This window comes from Roseibium marinum, from assembly GCF_002906165.1.
GTDB classification, from domain to species: domain Bacteria; phylum Pseudomonadota; class Alphaproteobacteria; order Rhizobiales; family Stappiaceae; genus Roseibium; species Roseibium marinum.
In genome coordinates this window covers 1,330,173-1,345,776 of record NZ_PPCN01000001.1, presented here as the reverse complement: position 1 = coordinate 1,345,776, position 15,604 = coordinate 1,330,173, and the positions used below count along the sequence as shown (strand labels likewise).

General features: G+C 61.5%; 14 protein-coding genes. 7 read left to right on the top strand and 7 right to left on the bottom strand.

From position 1 onward, the window contains the following. The first annotated feature begins 297 nt into the window (after positions 1-297). Complete coding sequence (locus tag CLV41_RS06260; RefSeq protein WP_103221313.1) at positions 298-1,086, top strand: ChbG/HpnK family deacetylase; 789 nt, start codon at positions 298-300, stop codon at positions 1,084-1,086. Here the strand turns inward: CLV41_RS06260 and CLV41_RS06255 are convergent. The 4 genes from CLV41_RS06255 to CLV41_RS06240 form a co-directional block, all read right to left on the bottom strand. Continuing rightward, the gene (locus CLV41_RS06255; protein ID WP_103221312.1) at positions 1,067-1,738 is read right to left on the bottom strand and encodes a class I SAM-dependent methyltransferase; all 672 of its coding nucleotides are present in this window, start codon (positions 1,736-1,738) and stop codon (positions 1,067-1,069) included. The genes CLV41_RS06260 and CLV41_RS06255 overlap by 20 nt on opposite strands. Before the next feature lie 21 nt (positions 1,739-1,759). Then, positions 1,760-3,034, bottom strand: coding sequence for a DUF3419 family protein (locus CLV41_RS06250; protein ID WP_103221311.1), 1,275 nt, complete (start codon positions 3,032-3,034; stop codon positions 1,760-1,762). 175 nt (positions 3,035-3,209) lie between these two features. Beyond that, the gene (locus tag CLV41_RS06245) at positions 3,210-4,439 is read right to left on the bottom strand and encodes a L,D-transpeptidase family protein (protein ID WP_103221310.1); all 1,230 of its coding nucleotides are present in this window, start codon (positions 4,437-4,439) and stop codon (positions 3,210-3,212) included. A 209-nt stretch (positions 4,440-4,648) separates the two neighbouring features. After that, complete coding sequence (locus CLV41_RS06240) at positions 4,649-5,980, bottom strand: dihydroorotase (protein ID WP_103221309.1); 1,332 nt, start codon at positions 5,978-5,980, stop codon at positions 4,649-4,651. 170 nt (positions 5,981-6,150) lie between these two features. Between CLV41_RS06240 and ygfZ the strand changes: the two genes are divergently transcribed. The 6 genes from ygfZ (at position 6,151) to CLV41_RS06210 (ending at position 11,554) form a co-directional block, all read left to right on the top strand. Then, complete coding sequence (ygfZ, locus tag CLV41_RS06235; protein ID WP_103221308.1) at positions 6,151-7,038, top strand: CAF17-like 4Fe-4S cluster assembly/insertion protein YgfZ; 888 nt, start codon at positions 6,151-6,153, stop codon at positions 7,036-7,038. A 22-nt stretch (positions 7,039-7,060) separates the two neighbouring features. Continuing rightward, on the top strand, positions 7,061-7,723 hold the full coding sequence (locus CLV41_RS06230) for a YfbR-like 5'-deoxynucleotidase (RefSeq protein ID WP_103221307.1): 663 nt from the start codon (positions 7,061-7,063) through the stop codon (positions 7,721-7,723). A 55-nt stretch (positions 7,724-7,778) separates the two neighbouring features. Beyond that, the gene (locus CLV41_RS06225) at positions 7,779-8,285 is read left to right on the top strand and encodes a tyrosine phosphatase family protein (RefSeq protein ID WP_103221306.1); all 507 of its coding nucleotides are present in this window, start codon (positions 7,779-7,781) and stop codon (positions 8,283-8,285) included. 19 nt (positions 8,286-8,304) lie between these two features. Then, complete coding sequence (locus tag CLV41_RS06220) at positions 8,305-9,288, top strand: NUDIX hydrolase (protein ID WP_103221305.1); 984 nt, start codon at positions 8,305-8,307, stop codon at positions 9,286-9,288. Between the two features lie 312 nt (positions 9,289-9,600). Continuing rightward, on the top strand, positions 9,601-10,773 hold the full coding sequence (locus CLV41_RS06215; protein WP_235867067.1) for a cell wall hydrolase: 1,173 nt from the start codon (positions 9,601-9,603) through the stop codon (positions 10,771-10,773). A 187-nt stretch (positions 10,774-10,960) separates the two neighbouring features. Continuing rightward, on the top strand, positions 10,961-11,554 hold the full coding sequence (locus tag CLV41_RS06210) for a HupE/UreJ family protein (RefSeq protein ID WP_103221303.1): 594 nt from the start codon (positions 10,961-10,963) through the stop codon (positions 11,552-11,554). Here CLV41_RS06210 and nadC read toward each other — a convergent pair whose 3' ends face one another. From nadC to nadA, 3 genes are all read right to left on the bottom strand, one after another. After that, entirely contained in the window at positions 11,555-12,418 is an 864-nt protein-coding gene (gene nadC / locus CLV41_RS06205) for a carboxylating nicotinate-nucleotide diphosphorylase (RefSeq protein WP_103221302.1), read from the bottom strand. It lies immediately after the preceding gene. A 13-nt stretch (positions 12,419-12,431) separates the two neighbouring features. Further along, a complete protein-coding gene (locus CLV41_RS06200; RefSeq protein WP_103221301.1) occupies positions 12,432-14,033 on the bottom strand; it encodes an L-aspartate oxidase in 1,602 nt (533 codons plus the stop codon). Positions 14,034-14,135: 102 nt separating this feature from the next. Further along, positions 14,136-15,242 (bottom strand): quinolinate synthase NadA, encoded by a 1,107-nt coding sequence (gene nadA / locus CLV41_RS06195; protein ID WP_103221300.1) that lies wholly within the window; start codon positions 15,240-15,242, stop codon positions 14,136-14,138. Positions 15,243-15,604: the final 362 nt, after the last annotated feature.

Below are 15,604 nucleotides of genomic sequence, written 5' to 3'. Positions count from 1 at the left end.
CCTTCTCCATTAAGATCTCAAAACCGGCACAAAAACAATTGATCCGGCATCGATCTCGGCCGGGCGAAGAACAGCGTGCGGAACCAGCCGGGCAGGTCCTTCTGCGGGCCGAAATCGACCAAGTGGATGCAACAGATATGCTTAAGACGGCTCTGATTTGTCGTGAGCCTGCCTTCCTTGAAAGATCGCTTCAAGCCCTTTGCAAGCTTCTGGTTGCGACCATCTATGGCAAGATTTCCGCCTGACGGAATGCGCAGGATGTGATTTTCTCACTACAGGAAAAAAGGGGCTTGGGAATTGCCAGACACGCGGCTGATAGTTCGAGCAGACGACGCAGGTTCCGGATGGGCCTCGAACATCGGTTGCCTGCGGGCATGCACCGATGGCGTTGCCCGCAGCGTTGAAGTCATGATGCCATGCGCATGGGTCAATCACGCAGCCCTGATATTTGGGGAAAGACCAGATATCGATATTGGTATCCATCTCACCCTGACCAGTGAATGGGATGCCGTGAAATGGCGGCCTCTGACCGCGGCGAAAACCATCGTCGATGACACCGGGGCCTTTCTGCCGTTGCTGACACCCAGAGAAGGCGACGCCCGTCGAAGTCTGCAGGAAAGCGATTGGTCGATTGACGAAATTTCCAGAGAATTCAGGGCTCAGATTGAGCTTGGTGTGGCGATGTTCCCTCATGCTTCGCATATCAGTTCGCACATGATACGGCATTTCAAGGAGTTCGACCCGAGGCTTGAGGAGATCGTATCGGACCTTTGTAGCGAGTCCGGGCTCAAGGACGATCCGTTCGGACACGGACTGCCAAGGATCGAAGGCTATCGGAAATTTCCGCGCAGCGCGGAGGCGAGAATATCTGCATTTGTTGCGGAGCTGGCCGGCCTCGCGAGCGGAACCTATATCTTCATCGATCATCCTGCTGTCGAGTCGCCGGAACTTGCGGCGTCGGGCCATCGTGGATACGAAGATGTGGAGCAGGACCGGGTCACCTGCCTACAGACGCTCTCCAGTGCCGAACTGCAGGAGCAGGTTGAGCAGTCGGGCATCCAATTGATCAGCTACAGGGACCTGTAACCGCCTTCCGAAGCTCCGCATACTGCGCATAGCCGCGATAGAGATTCCGGACCTTCAACTCGGTCCCCGTCTTTCCCGCAAGGCTCTGAAGTTCGGCTTCCAGCTCCGCACGCGGGGTGACGTGGAAGGATTTCAGCCAGGCGAACAGCAGCGTCCGGAACCAGCCGGGCAACCTTGCCTGCTGGCCGAAATCGACTACGTGGATGCGGCCGGTATCCTTGAGGCGATTGGTGCCGGCGGCCAGCGCCTCGCGCCAGATCGGGATCATGGAGAGGGTGTAGGAATAAAACACCCGGTCGAAGGCGGGAACGCCCAGGGGGTCTGTCGCCGCCGGGTTGGCGGCATCGCCCTCGACAAGCACGATCCGGTCGGTCAAACCGGCCTTGTCGATGTTGGTTTGCGCGGTGTCGAGCATCTGCCGGGAGATATCGAGGCCGTAGAAGCGGGCTTGCGGGTAACGTCTGGCGGCGGCGATCAGGTTGCGGCCGGTGCCGCAGCCGAGTTCCAGCACCGTGCCCCCGGCGGGCGGCTGCAATTCGTCGATCAGCAGGTCCCGGCCGAGCAGGTAATACTTGCGGGTCAGGTCGTAGAAATGGCGCTGGCGGCGATAGACGCCGTCCATCAACCGGGCTGTTTCGGCAGCTTCGCTCATGCGGATACCCGGAGTCTCCCGTTAGCCGTTGAAGACATAGAGGTGGAAGCCGCCATAGATCGACGAGCGGTCCTGACGCCCGAGCTCCAGGCTTTCCGCTTCCTCATAGGTCCAGCGGTCGAGAATTTCGTCGGCGACGCGGCCGGGCAGCAGGGTCGGCTCGGCCGCCGTGCGGAAGATGACGCGGGCGCCGGGGCGCGCGGTCCGGGTGATCTCGCTCCACAGCGCGTTGAGCTGGTGATCGGTCATCCAGTCCTGGGCGTCGAGCAGCACATAAGCATCGAGCGTATCGTCGGCGACGCTATGCAGATGTTCGGTGAAATTCCGGTTCAGAACCCGCACGCGGTCGGCGCGCTGGCGGATCGCCTCGAAATGATCGCGTTTCAGGTAAGGCGGCAGGGGCCCCGATTCTCCGGTCGTTTCCCCGGACGCTTCACCGGACTTCGGGGCATACCCCCGGCCGAAGGCCTGCCATGCGAAATAGTTGTCCTGCATGGAGAAATCGCAGGCCAGCTTTTCCAGGCGCTGGCGAAGCACGGCGGACATATTGCCATCCGCATTGGCCGAGACCAGCGCATCATATTGCGCGGGCGGAATGCCCAGCCCGTAGAGCGACATTTTCTTCGATGTCGCCCAGCGCACAAGGCGCTTGTCGAAAAGCGGCGCCAGCGCCGTATCGAAAAAACTGCGCTGCTCTTCAAGCGACCTGGTCTTCACCATGTATTTCGGATCGATGCCGTAAAGACGGGCGATCAGGTGGCCGACGCCGATGCAATAGCCGAGCAGGCCGTGATGGTAGAGATCGCGGGAGAACAGAGTGATGCGTTTGCGGCCCCGGTTGGCAATGTCGCGGCCTTCCCAGTAGGCGACCGTTTCCGCATCGAGATTGTCCTTCAGGAAGCGGTTATAGGCAGCTACATTGGCCTTCTCGTCGGCTTCGCCGAAAAACCGGTAGAAGGTTTCGTAGTTGGGAAAATACTTCGCCGCGGCCAGTTTCAGCCGGCCCAGCGCCACATGCGCCCTGTTCAGGTCGACCGCGGTGATTTCGGCCGGATTGGCGGTGAGATACGACATGACGTTGCAGCCGCCGGACGCGATGGCGATCATGCGGCTTTCGGAGGTGAGCCGCAGAGCCTTCATGTCTACATCCGGATCTTCCCAGATCTGCGGGTAGACCAGCCCCTTGAAGGCAAAGGTGAAGAGCCGTTCCAGAATTCCGTCGCGAGAGGTCGCCTCGGAGCGGTGAACCGCATTCCCGAGACGTTTTTTCGAAGCCGTCAGCGTGCCGTGCGCCATGTCTTTCTCCCGAGTCAACCGCGCGAATAAACTGCCTTGCGATACGTGAGCGACACGACAGTTTGGTGACGTTCGAGGAGATTTGCGCGTTTATCCGGATAATAAAAACCCCCGCCGTAGCGGGGGTTGAATTGCTTATCGGACTAATCAAATTCAGATCAGCGCCAAATTCCGATCAGCGGGTGATCACCACGAAGTCGGTGCCCAGACCGGTGTTGCGCGCAAAGCTGCGGTCGGTGACCGTGAGCGACGTGCCCGGCGTCAGCATCCTGGCAAGGTCCGTTGCGACCTTGTCCGAAATCTCGATCCGGTCGAGAATGCCGGCCGGCGCCCCGCCACGCCCGCCCTCGGCGGAAACGGCGATCCAGTCGACGGACGCATCCCCCGGCTGGAAATCAAGGGCGGTGAAGACATGCGTGCCGATTTCCAGGTCGATATCCTTCAAGCTGACCGGAGCCGAGTAGATGTCGCGGAACTTGCGGCGCACGCGCAGCATGGCGTTCCGCGGCTCCTCGTACCCGGCATCGGCGTGAATGCGCGCTTCCAGAGCGTCGGTGATCCCTCCGGTGACCGGCAGGTCCGCACCTTCCTGGTAGAGGCTGATCGCCGCGCGGGTCTTGCGGCCCAGGACACCGTCAACCGGACCGGCGTTGAAACCCATCCGGTTGAGGAGGTCCTGCAGGACCTGCACCCGGCCCGGCTGCTTCTGCGGCGTGATGATCATGCGCAGAGGCTGATCGAAATCCGGGTTCTCCGGCTGGACCACCGTCAGGGATGCGTTCAGTTCGGTTTCCCGGATCGCGCCGCGCAGGGCGGGATCCGCCTCAATGGTCTTGCTGGAAAGGCTCGCGACTTCCGTTGCGGGCGCAAAGGGCTGCGGCAGCACCGAGTGAGACACGCGGACCGGATCGGAGGCGTCCCGCGTCACAACGACATGCATGCCGCGATCCGTCATGCTGTAGAGTGACTTGGCGAAATCGCGCGGCAGCCGGATGCAGCCATGCGAGGCCGGACGGCCGGGAAGCCGGCCCACGTGCATCGCGACACCCGACCATGTCAGACGCTGCATGAACGGCATCGGCGCATTGTCGTAGAGATTGGAAAAATGCTTGCGGCGCTTTTCCAGAATGGAAAAGACGCCGGTCGGCGTACTGTGCCCACGCTTTCCGGACGAAATCGGTGAGGTCTCGATCAGGTCGAGGCCGCGATAGACCCTGATCTGCTGGTCTTCCAGCGAGACCACCATATGGAGTGGTGGCTGCGAAGCCTCGCCCTCATCCGTCGTCGGCGCGGCATCGCGCGCCAAGGCGCCCGAAAAGGCGGTGATCGACAAAAACGCGGCGCCTGCAAGGCTCACAAATGTGCCCGCCCGCCGTCTCCGGGTATAAATCTTATCAAACAACATTGCAGAGCTCCCCAAACGCAAAACTCATAAAGCTCGATTCAAACTCTAACCGTGACGTGTGTAAAACAGGTTAGGAAACAAGGTTACTCATTGGTTTCCTTCACTGTTCCCTTTAAAATTCCACATTATCCAGGTTTGCGCTGTTATTCACATCACAAAATGTAAGGAATCCGTATCCTGCGCGGGAACGCTGGCGCAGGCAGGCTTTCTCAGGCCTTCATTCCGTCCAGAAAAACGACGGCTTCCCCTTTAGAGGGCTGCACCAGGTCGCCCTCCCACATGACACGCTGCCCGCGGACGAGGGTTCCGACCGGCCAGCCGGTGACCTGCTTGCCGTCATAGGGTGTCCAGCCGCATTTGGACGCGATCCACTCATTGCGAATGGTTTCCTTGCGCTTGAGATCGACCACCGTGAAATCGGCGTCGTAACCGAGCGCGATCCTGCCCTTGCGCGCCGTCTGGAACAGACGGGCCGGGCCGGCACTGGTCATGTCGACAAAACGCGCAAGAGTGAGGCGGCCGGCATTGACGTGGTCCAGCATGATGGGAACAAGCGTCTGCACGCCGGTCATGCCGGAGGGAGATGCCGGATAGGGTTTCTTTTTCTCTTCCAGGAGGTGCGGGGCGTGATCGGACCCGAATATATCCAGCAGGCCCTGCTGCAGCGCCCACCACAGGCGTTCCGAGTGGCGCGGCGCGCGGACCGGTGGGTTCATCTGTACCAGGCTTCCGAGACGGTGGTAGGCCTCGTCGGTCAGGGTCAGGTGATGCGGTGTGACCTCGATAGAGGCGACATCCTTGTGGTCGATCAGAAAATCGACTTCCTCGGCGGTCGACAGATGCAGGATATGGATCCTGGCGCCGGTTTCACGGGCAATCGCGACCAGCCGCTGCGTGCATTTCAGCGCGGCGATCTCATCGCGCCAGACAGGATGCGACGCAGGATCGTTCTCGACCCGTTCGCCCAGGCGCTCGCGAAGGCGGAACTCGTCCTCCGAATGGAAGGCGGCCCGGCGGCGCGTGACCGAGAGGATATCCCGCACGCCCTGATCGTCTTCCACCAGCAGGTCGCCCGTGGACGATCCCATGAACACCTTGATGCCGGCCGCGCCCGGAAGGCGCTCAAGTTCGGGAATGTCGCCTACGTTCTCCCGGGTGCCACCGACCCAGAAGGCGAAATCGCAATGCATGCGGTGATGACCGCGCCCGACCTTGTCGGCCAGCGCCGCCTCGGAGGTTGTCAGCGGATTGGTATTCGGCATTTCAAAGACGGCGGTCAAACCGCCCATGACCGCTGCACGGGATCCGGTTTCCAGATCTTCCTTGTGCTCAAGGCCGGGTTCGCGAAAATGAACCTGAGTGTCCATGACACCGGGCAGGACATGCAGCCCCGCGCAATCGACCACTTCGCCTGCTTGCGAGCCATCGAAGGAACCGATCCCGGCGATACGGCCGTTCCTGACCGCGACGTCGCGCCGACCCTCGCCATCCTGATTGACAACGGTTCCACCCTTCAGGATCAGGTCATAGGTCGCGCTCATTAGGCCCCTCCGCATTGCTCTTAAATACTGGCGTTTCAGTTCAACCGGACTTATACGCGGCCCCTGTCAAAAGAGCCAGATGCCGCGCAGCAATTCCAAATCTTGTCCGATCAGGGCAAAGTGCCTATCTGCAATATCAGCCCCCGCACTCATGTTTTGAGGAATGCCTTGTGCCATCCCCTTCCTTCGCCCATCTGACCGACCGCGCGCTGATCCGGCTATCCGGCCCCGACACGCATCATTTCCTGCAAAATCTGGTCACCGCGGATTTGAAGACCATCGACCGGACCGGCGCTGGATCGGCGGCGCTGCTGACGCCTCAGGGGAAGATCCTGTTCGATTTCCTGATCTACAAGGCCGGCGATGCCTATCTGCTCGACGCGCCCGCCACGGCAGCGCAGGATCTCATCAAGCGCCTCGCGTTATACCGGTTGCGCGCGAAGGTGGATCTGGAACCGCTCGCCGGGGAGACAGGCGTCTTCGCCATCTGGGACGGCACCGCCGAGACGCCAGGCGCGATGCTGACCGTCGCCGATCCACGTCTGCCCGCTCTCGGCCTGCGGTCGGTCGGGCCCGTCTCGATGTCCACCGAATTGGCGGCACGGCAGGCGGACATCGCCGCCTACGACGCTCACCGCATAAGCCTCGGGGTGCCGGAAGGGCTGAAGGACTACGACTATTCGGACATCTTTCCGCATGACGCGGACCTCGACCAGCTCAACGGCGTCTCGTTCAGCAAGGGCTGCTTTGTCGGCCAGGAAGTTGTCTCGCGCGTCCAGCATCGAAGCACTGCCCGCAAACGCTTCATTCCGGTCGAGAGTTCAAGCGCCCTTGCCGAAAAGGGAACGAGTGTCACCGCAGCCGGCAAGAGCGTGGGTACGCTCGGCTCCAGCGCTCCGGTCGATGGCGGGACCATCGGTCTCGCGCTGCTGCGTCTTGACAAGGTTGCCCAAGCCAAGGAAAACGGCAGCCCTCTTCAATGCGGTGACGCGGAACTTCAGGCCAGACTTCCCGACTGGGCGGAATTCAACTGGCCGGAACCGACCACCGCGGACTGAACCGCGCGAAAAACGAGGACCGATGCCCTCCGCCCCTTCCGACCAGCCACCCCGCGCATGGCAGCGCATGCTGTCCGGCAGGCGCCTCAATCTGCTGGATCCGTCGCCGCTCGACGTCGAGATTTCCGACATCGCCCACGGCCTGGCGCGGGTGGCGCGCTGGAACGGCCAGACCTACGGCAATCATGCCTTTTCCGTTGCCGAGCATTCGCTGATCGTGGAAGACATCGCCTTGATGCTGAAGCCGGACCTGCCGCCGCACTGGCGCCAGGCCGTGCTGCTGCACGACGCGCCGGAATATGTGATCGGCGACATGATCTCGCCGTTCAAGGCGGTTATCGGCGAAGCCTACAAGGGTGTGGAGGCGCGTCTGCAGGCCGCGATCCACCTGCGCTACGGCCTGCCCGCGGAAATTCCGCAGGCCGTGAAGAAACTGGCGAAACGGGCCGACATCATCTGTGCGTATTTCGAAGCCGTGGAACTTGCCGGTTTTGAGGAAAAGGAAGCGGCGAAGATTTTCGGCAAGCCGCGCGGCTTTCCACTCAACAGTGAGGGCAAGCTCCATTTCGGGCTGGAACCTTTGCCCGTTGCCAGAGCGCAGCAGAAGTTCATGAAGCGCTTCGAGGAGATCGAGGCGCTGCGCGAAGCTGGGAACAAACGCAAAAGCGCGCGCACAAGCGGGTGACCTTCACGGCGAATGACCCTAGTTTACTCGTAGAGACGATTAACCTGGTTGTTCAATGCTGCATGTTTGCTCCCTGTCCAAATTGCCCGAAACAATCGCGGCGACCGGTGCAAGATCACTTGTCACCCTGATCAATGCCGAGATGCACGTACCGACACCGGCAGGAATTGCGCCGGACAGGCACCTGTTTCTGGCGTTCAACGACATTGTCACTCCGATTGACGGACTGATCCCGGCCAGCGAGCAGCAGATCAGCGACTTCGTTGCCTTCATCCGAGCCTGGGACAGGCGCGCTCCTCTCGTGATTCACTGCTGGGCCGGCATCAGCCGGTCGACGGCCGGAGCCTATGTCGCCGCTTGTGCGCTCAACCCGGATGCAAACGAGCACCGTCTGGCCGCCCTGTTGCGCAATAGGTCTCCCTCGGCGACCCCCAATGCGCGTATTGTCGCAATGGGGGACAGGCTTCTGGCACGCGACGGCCGTATGATCGACGCGGTGCGCGGCATCGGCCGTGGCGCAAATGCCTATGAAGGCGTGCCGTTCGAGATGCCGCTCGATTGACGGGGAACCGGGAGAGACCATGCCGCATCGGCAAGCCAGTATTGAGATCGGACTGAACGCCGTCATCGTTTCCGTGGCCGGCGGCATGCCGCAAATCGTCCATGTGAACGATGCGGACGACCGTGCTCTCGACAGCCTGCCCTTCGGCCCTTTCGATCCCATCCATCACAGAACCTTCGAGATCGGCCTGCGCTCCTGGGTGGAAAACCAGACGGCGCTGCGACTGGGCTATGTGGAACAGCTTTATACATTCGGCGATCGCGGCCGCCACAGGGTGTCCGGCGACGAGGGACCGCATGTGGTGTCGGTCGGCTATCTGGCGCTGACGCGGCAAACACCGGGCTCGGAAAGCATGCTCGCCCGGCACAATTCCGCCTGGCGCTCCTGGTATGACTATTTTCCCTGGGAAGACTGGCGCACCGGTAGGCCGGCTCTGCTGGACAGGGAAATCCTGCCAGCCCTCGACAGCTGGGCGCACGATCCGCCAGGCGCCGGTGAAGCGCCTAAACCTCTCAGCCGCAGCGAGCGCATCCGGCTCGCTTTCGGGACCGGCAGCACAAGCTGGGACGAGGAGCGCGCGCTGGAGCGCTATGAACTTCTTTATGAAGCAGGGCTTGTTCTCGAGGCCCGGCGGGACGGTCGGCCGGCGGCCCTGGCGCGTGAGACACTGCCGTTTCTTGGCCCGGCGATGCGCTTCGACCACCGCAGGGTGCTGGCAACCGCGATTTCCCGGCTGCGCGGCAAGCTGAAATACCGGCCGGTGATCTTCGAACTGATGCCGGAAACCTTCACGCTGACGGCGCTGCAGAATTCCGTCGAGGCCATATCCGGACGGCACCTGCACAAGCAGAATTTCCGCCGCCTGGTGGAAAATGCCGATCTCGTGGAACCGACGGGGGCGACGTCCACGGCGACCGGAGGCCGGCCGGCGGCGCTGTTCCGGTTCCGCCACCAGCTGATGAGCGAACGCCCTGCTCCGGGCTTGCGGGTCGGCGGACGCTGACTGCCCCATTCCGGTCCGTATTCTGCTGCTGTATGGTTATAAGTACTTAAGGTTATTAACCATAATTTCCCGACTTTCGCGAAAACTTCCACGAAATTCCGCGAATTCTTCGCTCATTAACGCTCTTTCAAGGTTAAGCGGACATCTTCAATTTCAGTGTTGCCGTTAACGCGGCGTTGGCACGGATCATCCGGCGTTTGGGGATGATAGGTACCGAGTTGGAGTTGGCTGCGTATGTCTGGCCTTAAATCCCGCAACAAAGAGCGGTTTTCTCATAAAGTGACACAAGAATACGGCCCGGTCCGAGCGCGTATGCGCCGGCTCAAACGCGTACTTGTTGCCTGTCCCCTGGTCTATCTGGGCCTTGCCGGCAGCGTCGGTCAGCAGGACATATTCGCCCTCATCAATGCGCGCGACAACGAAACGCCGCGCTGGATGATGGCGCTTGAACCGGCGAATTTCACCTCGAAGCTCACCCCGCAGCTGGCGCTGGGGGCAACGCCGCCACCGAGCCTGGCCAGTACGCCGGTTCTGACCCTGACATCCGCCGACAGGGGATTTGAGGCCAGACCTCTCTACGGTCTGCAGGATGTGGCCGACAGCGTGCGTTCGACGGAACTTCCGGACAAGATCGCCACCAATAAATCCACCAAGGGCAACCGGCTGATTTCCGTGGCGCCCGACTGGCGGACGGTCGAAATGGCCTCCGGTAATGTCTATGCCATGTCGAGCATGATCTCGACCGGGAAAAAGCACGAAGGCTTTCCCCGCGTCTCCTTCGTGAAGGCGCAGCCGCTCAATTCAAGGGAAACGGATTCGCTTCTGGCGAAGGCCAAGAAGGACGGCCTGCTTGAAGACGGTCCGCTTGACCTGCAGAAGGTGATGATGGCGCGCAACGCCGCCGCCGCCAGTTTCTCGCTAGTTTCCGCCTATGCCCCCGAAAGCGTGCGGGAAACGAAAGAGCCGTTCAACGCGTTGTTCGGCTCGGCCAAATACGAACAGGACCTGCCGCCGCCGGAAGATCCGGAAAATCCGCATTGGTGGGCGCAAAAGCCTCTGCCCCTGTCCGTCGGCGAGAAGAAGGAACAGCGCTGCCTCGCGGAAGCCATCTATTTCGAAGCCCGCGGCGAAAGCGAAGAAGGCCAGGTCGCCGTTGCCCAGGTGGTCCTGAACCGGGTCAAGAACCCGTCCTATCCGGACACCATCTGCGGTGTCGTCTATCAGAACCGGCACAAGCGCAACCGCTGCCAGTTCTCCTTCGCCTGCGACGGCATCAAGGACCGGATTTCCAGCCCCATCGCATGGAAAACCGCGCAGCGCCTGTCAAGAGAAGTCCTGGACGGCAAGCAGTATCTGAAGATGGTCGATGCCTCGACCCATTATCATGCGACCTATGTGAATCCACGCTGGGCCAAATCCATGGCCAAACGCGGTCAGGTCGGCGAGCATATCTTCTACAAGACCTTTGCCGGCGGCTGGAACTAGGATACGGCCCCTAAAGCGCCTTAGAGCGCGGCAGAACAGCCGTTTTCCCTTATCCATAAGGACATGGAACATTGACATAATTCACACGATGCCCGGAATCGGGCATGGTGCGGACGTGTTTCAAAGAAACGCATGAACGGCGCGACCCATCCCGGGGCGCCGGAGTGACCAATCGAAGGATCGTTTCATGATATTCCGCATGGCCCTCGCAGCCGCCATCAGCCTTTTCGCCGCGTCCCCGGCCCTGGCGCATCTGGATCCGTCCGAACACGGTTCTTTCGCCGCCGGGTTCAGCCACCCGGTTTTCGGCACGGACCATGTTCTGGCAATGATCGCCGTTGGTCTCTGGGCGGCCCTGCTGGGCGGCCGCGCGATCTGGACTCTGCCAACTACTTTTGTCGGCGCCATGATCGCCGGCTTCGCGCTATCGGTTGCCGGTCTCCCGCTGCCCTATGTGGAGCCGCTCATCCTGGCGTCCGTGATCGTGCTCGGCGTGGCGGTCGCGCTGGCCCTGCGCCTGCCGCTCGGAGCATCGGCTGCCCTGGTCGCGGTATTCGGTCTCTGCCATGGTCACGCCCACGGCGGTGAGATGGGATCGGCCGGTGCGATCGGCTATGCCGCCGGTTTCGTTCTCGCCACGGCCCTGCTCCATGCAGCGGGCCTGCTGATCGGCTACGGGGCGAATATCGCCACCCGCAATGACCCGGCCTGGGCCACGCGCATCATCCGCAGCCTCGGCGCCTTGACGGCTCTGGGTGGACTTTACCTGACAGCAGGCTGATCAGGAAATCTCGATATCCAGCCCGAGATCCAGAACCGGAGCCGAATGAGTGATCCAGCCTGAGGAAATCAGGTCCACTCCGGCTTCGGCGACGGCCTTGACCGTATCGAGCTCGATACCGCCGGACGCTTCCAGAAGCACTCTTCCGCCCGCGATTTGCACGGCCTTCTTGAGGATTTCGGGTGGCATGTTGTCGAGCATGACCACATCGGGACCGGCCGTCAACGCCTCCTGGAGCTGCTCCAGCGTATCGACTTCCACCTCGATTTTCACAAGGTGCCCGGCGAAAGCCTTCGCGGCTTCGACAGCCTTTGCGACACCGCCGGCCACAGCGATGTGATTGTCCTTTATCAGGATGGCGTCATCCAGCCCGAAGCGGTGATTGATGCCGCCGCCGCATCTGACAGCGTATTTTTCGAACGCCCGCAATCCGGGTGTCGTCTTGCGGGTGCAGACGATATCGGCCTTCGTATGCGCGATCAGGTCGGCAAAGCGGGACGTCGCCGTCGCGATACCCGACAGATGGCCGAGGTAATTCAGCGCGACGCGTTCGGCCGACAGCAGGGCCCGCGCCGGACCTTCGATGCGGGCGACCACGTCTTTGGCGGCGAGCCGGTCGCCATCCTGCCTGACCGGTTCGAAACGCAAGGCCGAATCCGTTTGCCGGAAAGCGCTTTCGGCAAATCCGATCCCGGCCAGAACACCCGGCTTGCGGGCGGCGATGAGAGCCGTCGCCCGGGCGCTGGAAGGCAGCGTTGCCTGGCTGGTTACGTCTCCTGCGCGGCCCCAGTCCTCGAACAGGGCGGCCTTGACCGCGTCATCGATCATCAATTGCGGCAGATGCGGCAGGTTTTTGCGGGTCATGGCGCCTCTCCGCTCAAGCGGTTTCCAGAGCTTCGGCGGTGAGCGCCTCGACCTCTTTCAGCGTGGTGTAGGAACGTCTGGCCTGAGCCGGATCTTCCGCCGGAAAATCCTTGCGGAAATGTCCGCCGCGGCTTTCCTGGCGCTTGAGGGCGGCGGCCGTGATGATCTTACCGGTCACCATCATGTTCTTGATGGACTGGCGGACGCAGATCCTTTCCGCCTTCGAAATATCGGCCAGGGCGGTTTTCAGACCTTCCGCATCCCGCAGAACCCCGACATTTCTGGCCAGGGTGGTGCGCAAGGTCGTGATTGCCTCGCGCTCTTCGGAATTGCGCCGGCTCGGCAGGCTCGGCTCTTCGTCCATCTCGTTCCAGAAGGCACTGCGCGGCGTGGGCATGAGGCCCTGGATGTCTTCGGCGATACGCGCCGCGAACACAACGGCTTCCAGCAGCGAATTGGAGGCCAGCCGGTTGGCTCCATGCGCACCGGTGGAGGCCACTTCTCCGGCCGCCCAGAGGCCGTCCAGAGACGTGCGGCCATTGGCGTCGGTCAGGACGCCGCCCATGTGATAATGCTCGGCGGGCGCGACCGGAAGCAGCTCCCTGGAAGGGTCGATGCCGGCTGCGTTGGCCGCGGCAAAGACCGTCGGGAAATCGTCCTTGAACTTCCCGCCGATGGCCTCCCGGCAATCCAGGAACGCACCCCGGCCTTCGGCGATTTCGTTATGGATCGCGCGGGCGACGATGTCGCGCGGGGCAAGTTCCAGGTCCGGATGCACGCCTTGCATGAACCGTTCGCCGGCCTTGTTGACCAGCGTCGCGCCTTCACCGCGCAAAGCTTCGGTGGCGAGGGGGGCCGGGTCCTTGCCGACATCCAGTGCCGTGGGATGAAACTGAACGAATTCGGCGTCGGCGATCACCGCTCCCGCGCGGGCCGCCATGGCAAGGCCGTGGCCGTTCGCCTCGTGCGGATTGGTCGTCAGTCCAAAAAGGTGGCCGATGCCGCCGGAGGCCAGGACAACGGCTTTTGCCGGAAAGACCAGGCGCTCGATACCGCCGCGCTTGCGGGCCAGGACGCCGGTGACATAGCGGCCCTCACCAAGGAAACTTTCGCCGATATAGCCTTCCAGAACACGGATGGATGGCGCTCTGCGGACAGCGGCGATAAGCGCGTCCATGATGGCCCTGCCGGCCATGTCGCCGCGCACGCGCACGACGCGGCTCTGGGAGTGGGCCGCCTCGCGGGAGAATTTCAGCCGGCCCTCGAGATCCTGGTCGAACGGGACCCCATAGGACAGAAGATCATGCACCCTGGCGCTGCCCTCGCGGGTCATCTGCTCGACGATCTTTTCCTCACAGATGCCGCAGCCGGCCGCGAGCGTGTCGTCCCGGTGTTTTTCGACCGAATCCTGTTCTGAAATCGCGGCGGCAATTCCGCCCTGGGCCCAGGCGGACGACGCGCCCTCGCCGATCGGCGCGTTGGTGATCACCGTGACCGGACGCGGGCTGAGTTTCAGTGCGCAGAACAGGCCGGCGAGACCGCCTCCCAGTATGACAACGTCATCCACATCCTTGCCCAGATGGGCAGGTGCGAAATCCTCTTGCGAGACGGCCATGGGATACTTCCTGGAAAAAGACTGGAGCGTAAAGCTTTGCCCGAAGGGCTTCCGGGCCAGGCGGATGCCCGGCCCGGAAGAGATCACTTAGACCGAAGCCGGTCAGATTTTCAAGTTGATCATCCGCTCAACCGCGGTGCGGGCCCTGCCGGCCACAACGGGATCGACGACAACTTCCTCTTTCATCTCGACCAGAGCGTCGAGGATCTTGTCCAGCGTGATCCGCTTCATGTGCGGGCACAGATTGCACGGCCGGATATAATCGACGCCCGGCGTTTCGCTGGCGATGTTGTCGGCCATGGAGCATTCGGTGACCATCATCACCTTTTCAGGCTTGCGGGTCTTCACCCAGTCGATCATATGCGCCGTGGAACCGGCAAAGTCGGCTTCCGCCACAACGTCCGGCGGGCATTCGGGATGGGCGATGATCTTCACACCCGGTTCGATGCTGCGATAGTCTCGCAGTTCCTTCGCCGTAAAGCGCTCATGCACCTCGCAGGCGCCGTCCCAGACCAGCACCTCCACATCGGTCTTGTTGCCGATATTGGCGGCCAGGTATTTGTCCGGAACAAGGAACACCCTGTCGACCCCGAAGCTTTCCACCACCTGCAAGGCGTTGGACGACGTGCAGCAGATGTCGCATTCCGCCTTCACCTCGGCGGAGGTGTTGACATAGGTGATGATCGGCACACCGGGATTACGCTCGCGCAGGGCACGAACATCGGCGCCGGTGATGGATTCGGCCAGCGAGCAGCCTGCCCGCATGTCCGGAATGAGCACCGTCTTGTCCGGGCTGAGGATCTTGGAGGTTTCCGCCATGAAATGCACGCCGCACTGGACGATCACGTCGGCGTCCGTCCGCGTCGCCTCGATGGCGAGCTGCAGGCTGTCGCCGACGATATCGGCCACGCCGTGATAGATGTCCGGCGTCATGTAGTTATGCGCCAGAATGACAGCGTTGCGTTGTTTCTTCAGCGCATTGATCGCATGGATCGTGGGCGCCAGCGCCGGCCATTCGATCGCCGGGATGATGTGCTTGACTTTTTGATAGATCGGCGCGGTTGCTTCCGCAACTTCGGGTGTATAGCGCAGGTCCGGACGGTCCAGTCTGCCGAACCGGTCCAGGGCGGTCAGTCCGCTTGCGATCGGTGCTCCGACGAGTGCGTCAACAGGTGCGCCGACGGGTGCGGATGTCTGGGCAATGGTCATGACGACCTCCCTCTTGTTTGCGGGCCGGAACCAGGGTCCGGTTGCCCGCGCCGTTATTATACTCATATTGAGCATATCAGATGCAAAAGAAAACGGGCACATCGGCCCACACCCTTTTGCTCTTTCAGAGCTTATATAATGGGCGCGCGGTTAAAAATCCATCACTTTCCTGACAATTCTGAGTGCAATTTATTTTCATTATATTTTCCATAAACTTAACATGCATTCATCTGCCCCTCCCTGGTCAGGCAATCGTATGCGCTCTTAGCTGACGCCACCATATCATTCATTCCCAATGTTGATACATCGATCAAAAATACGCGTTTGGTGAAACTTCGTAGCCCGCGTATCTTATCGTAAAT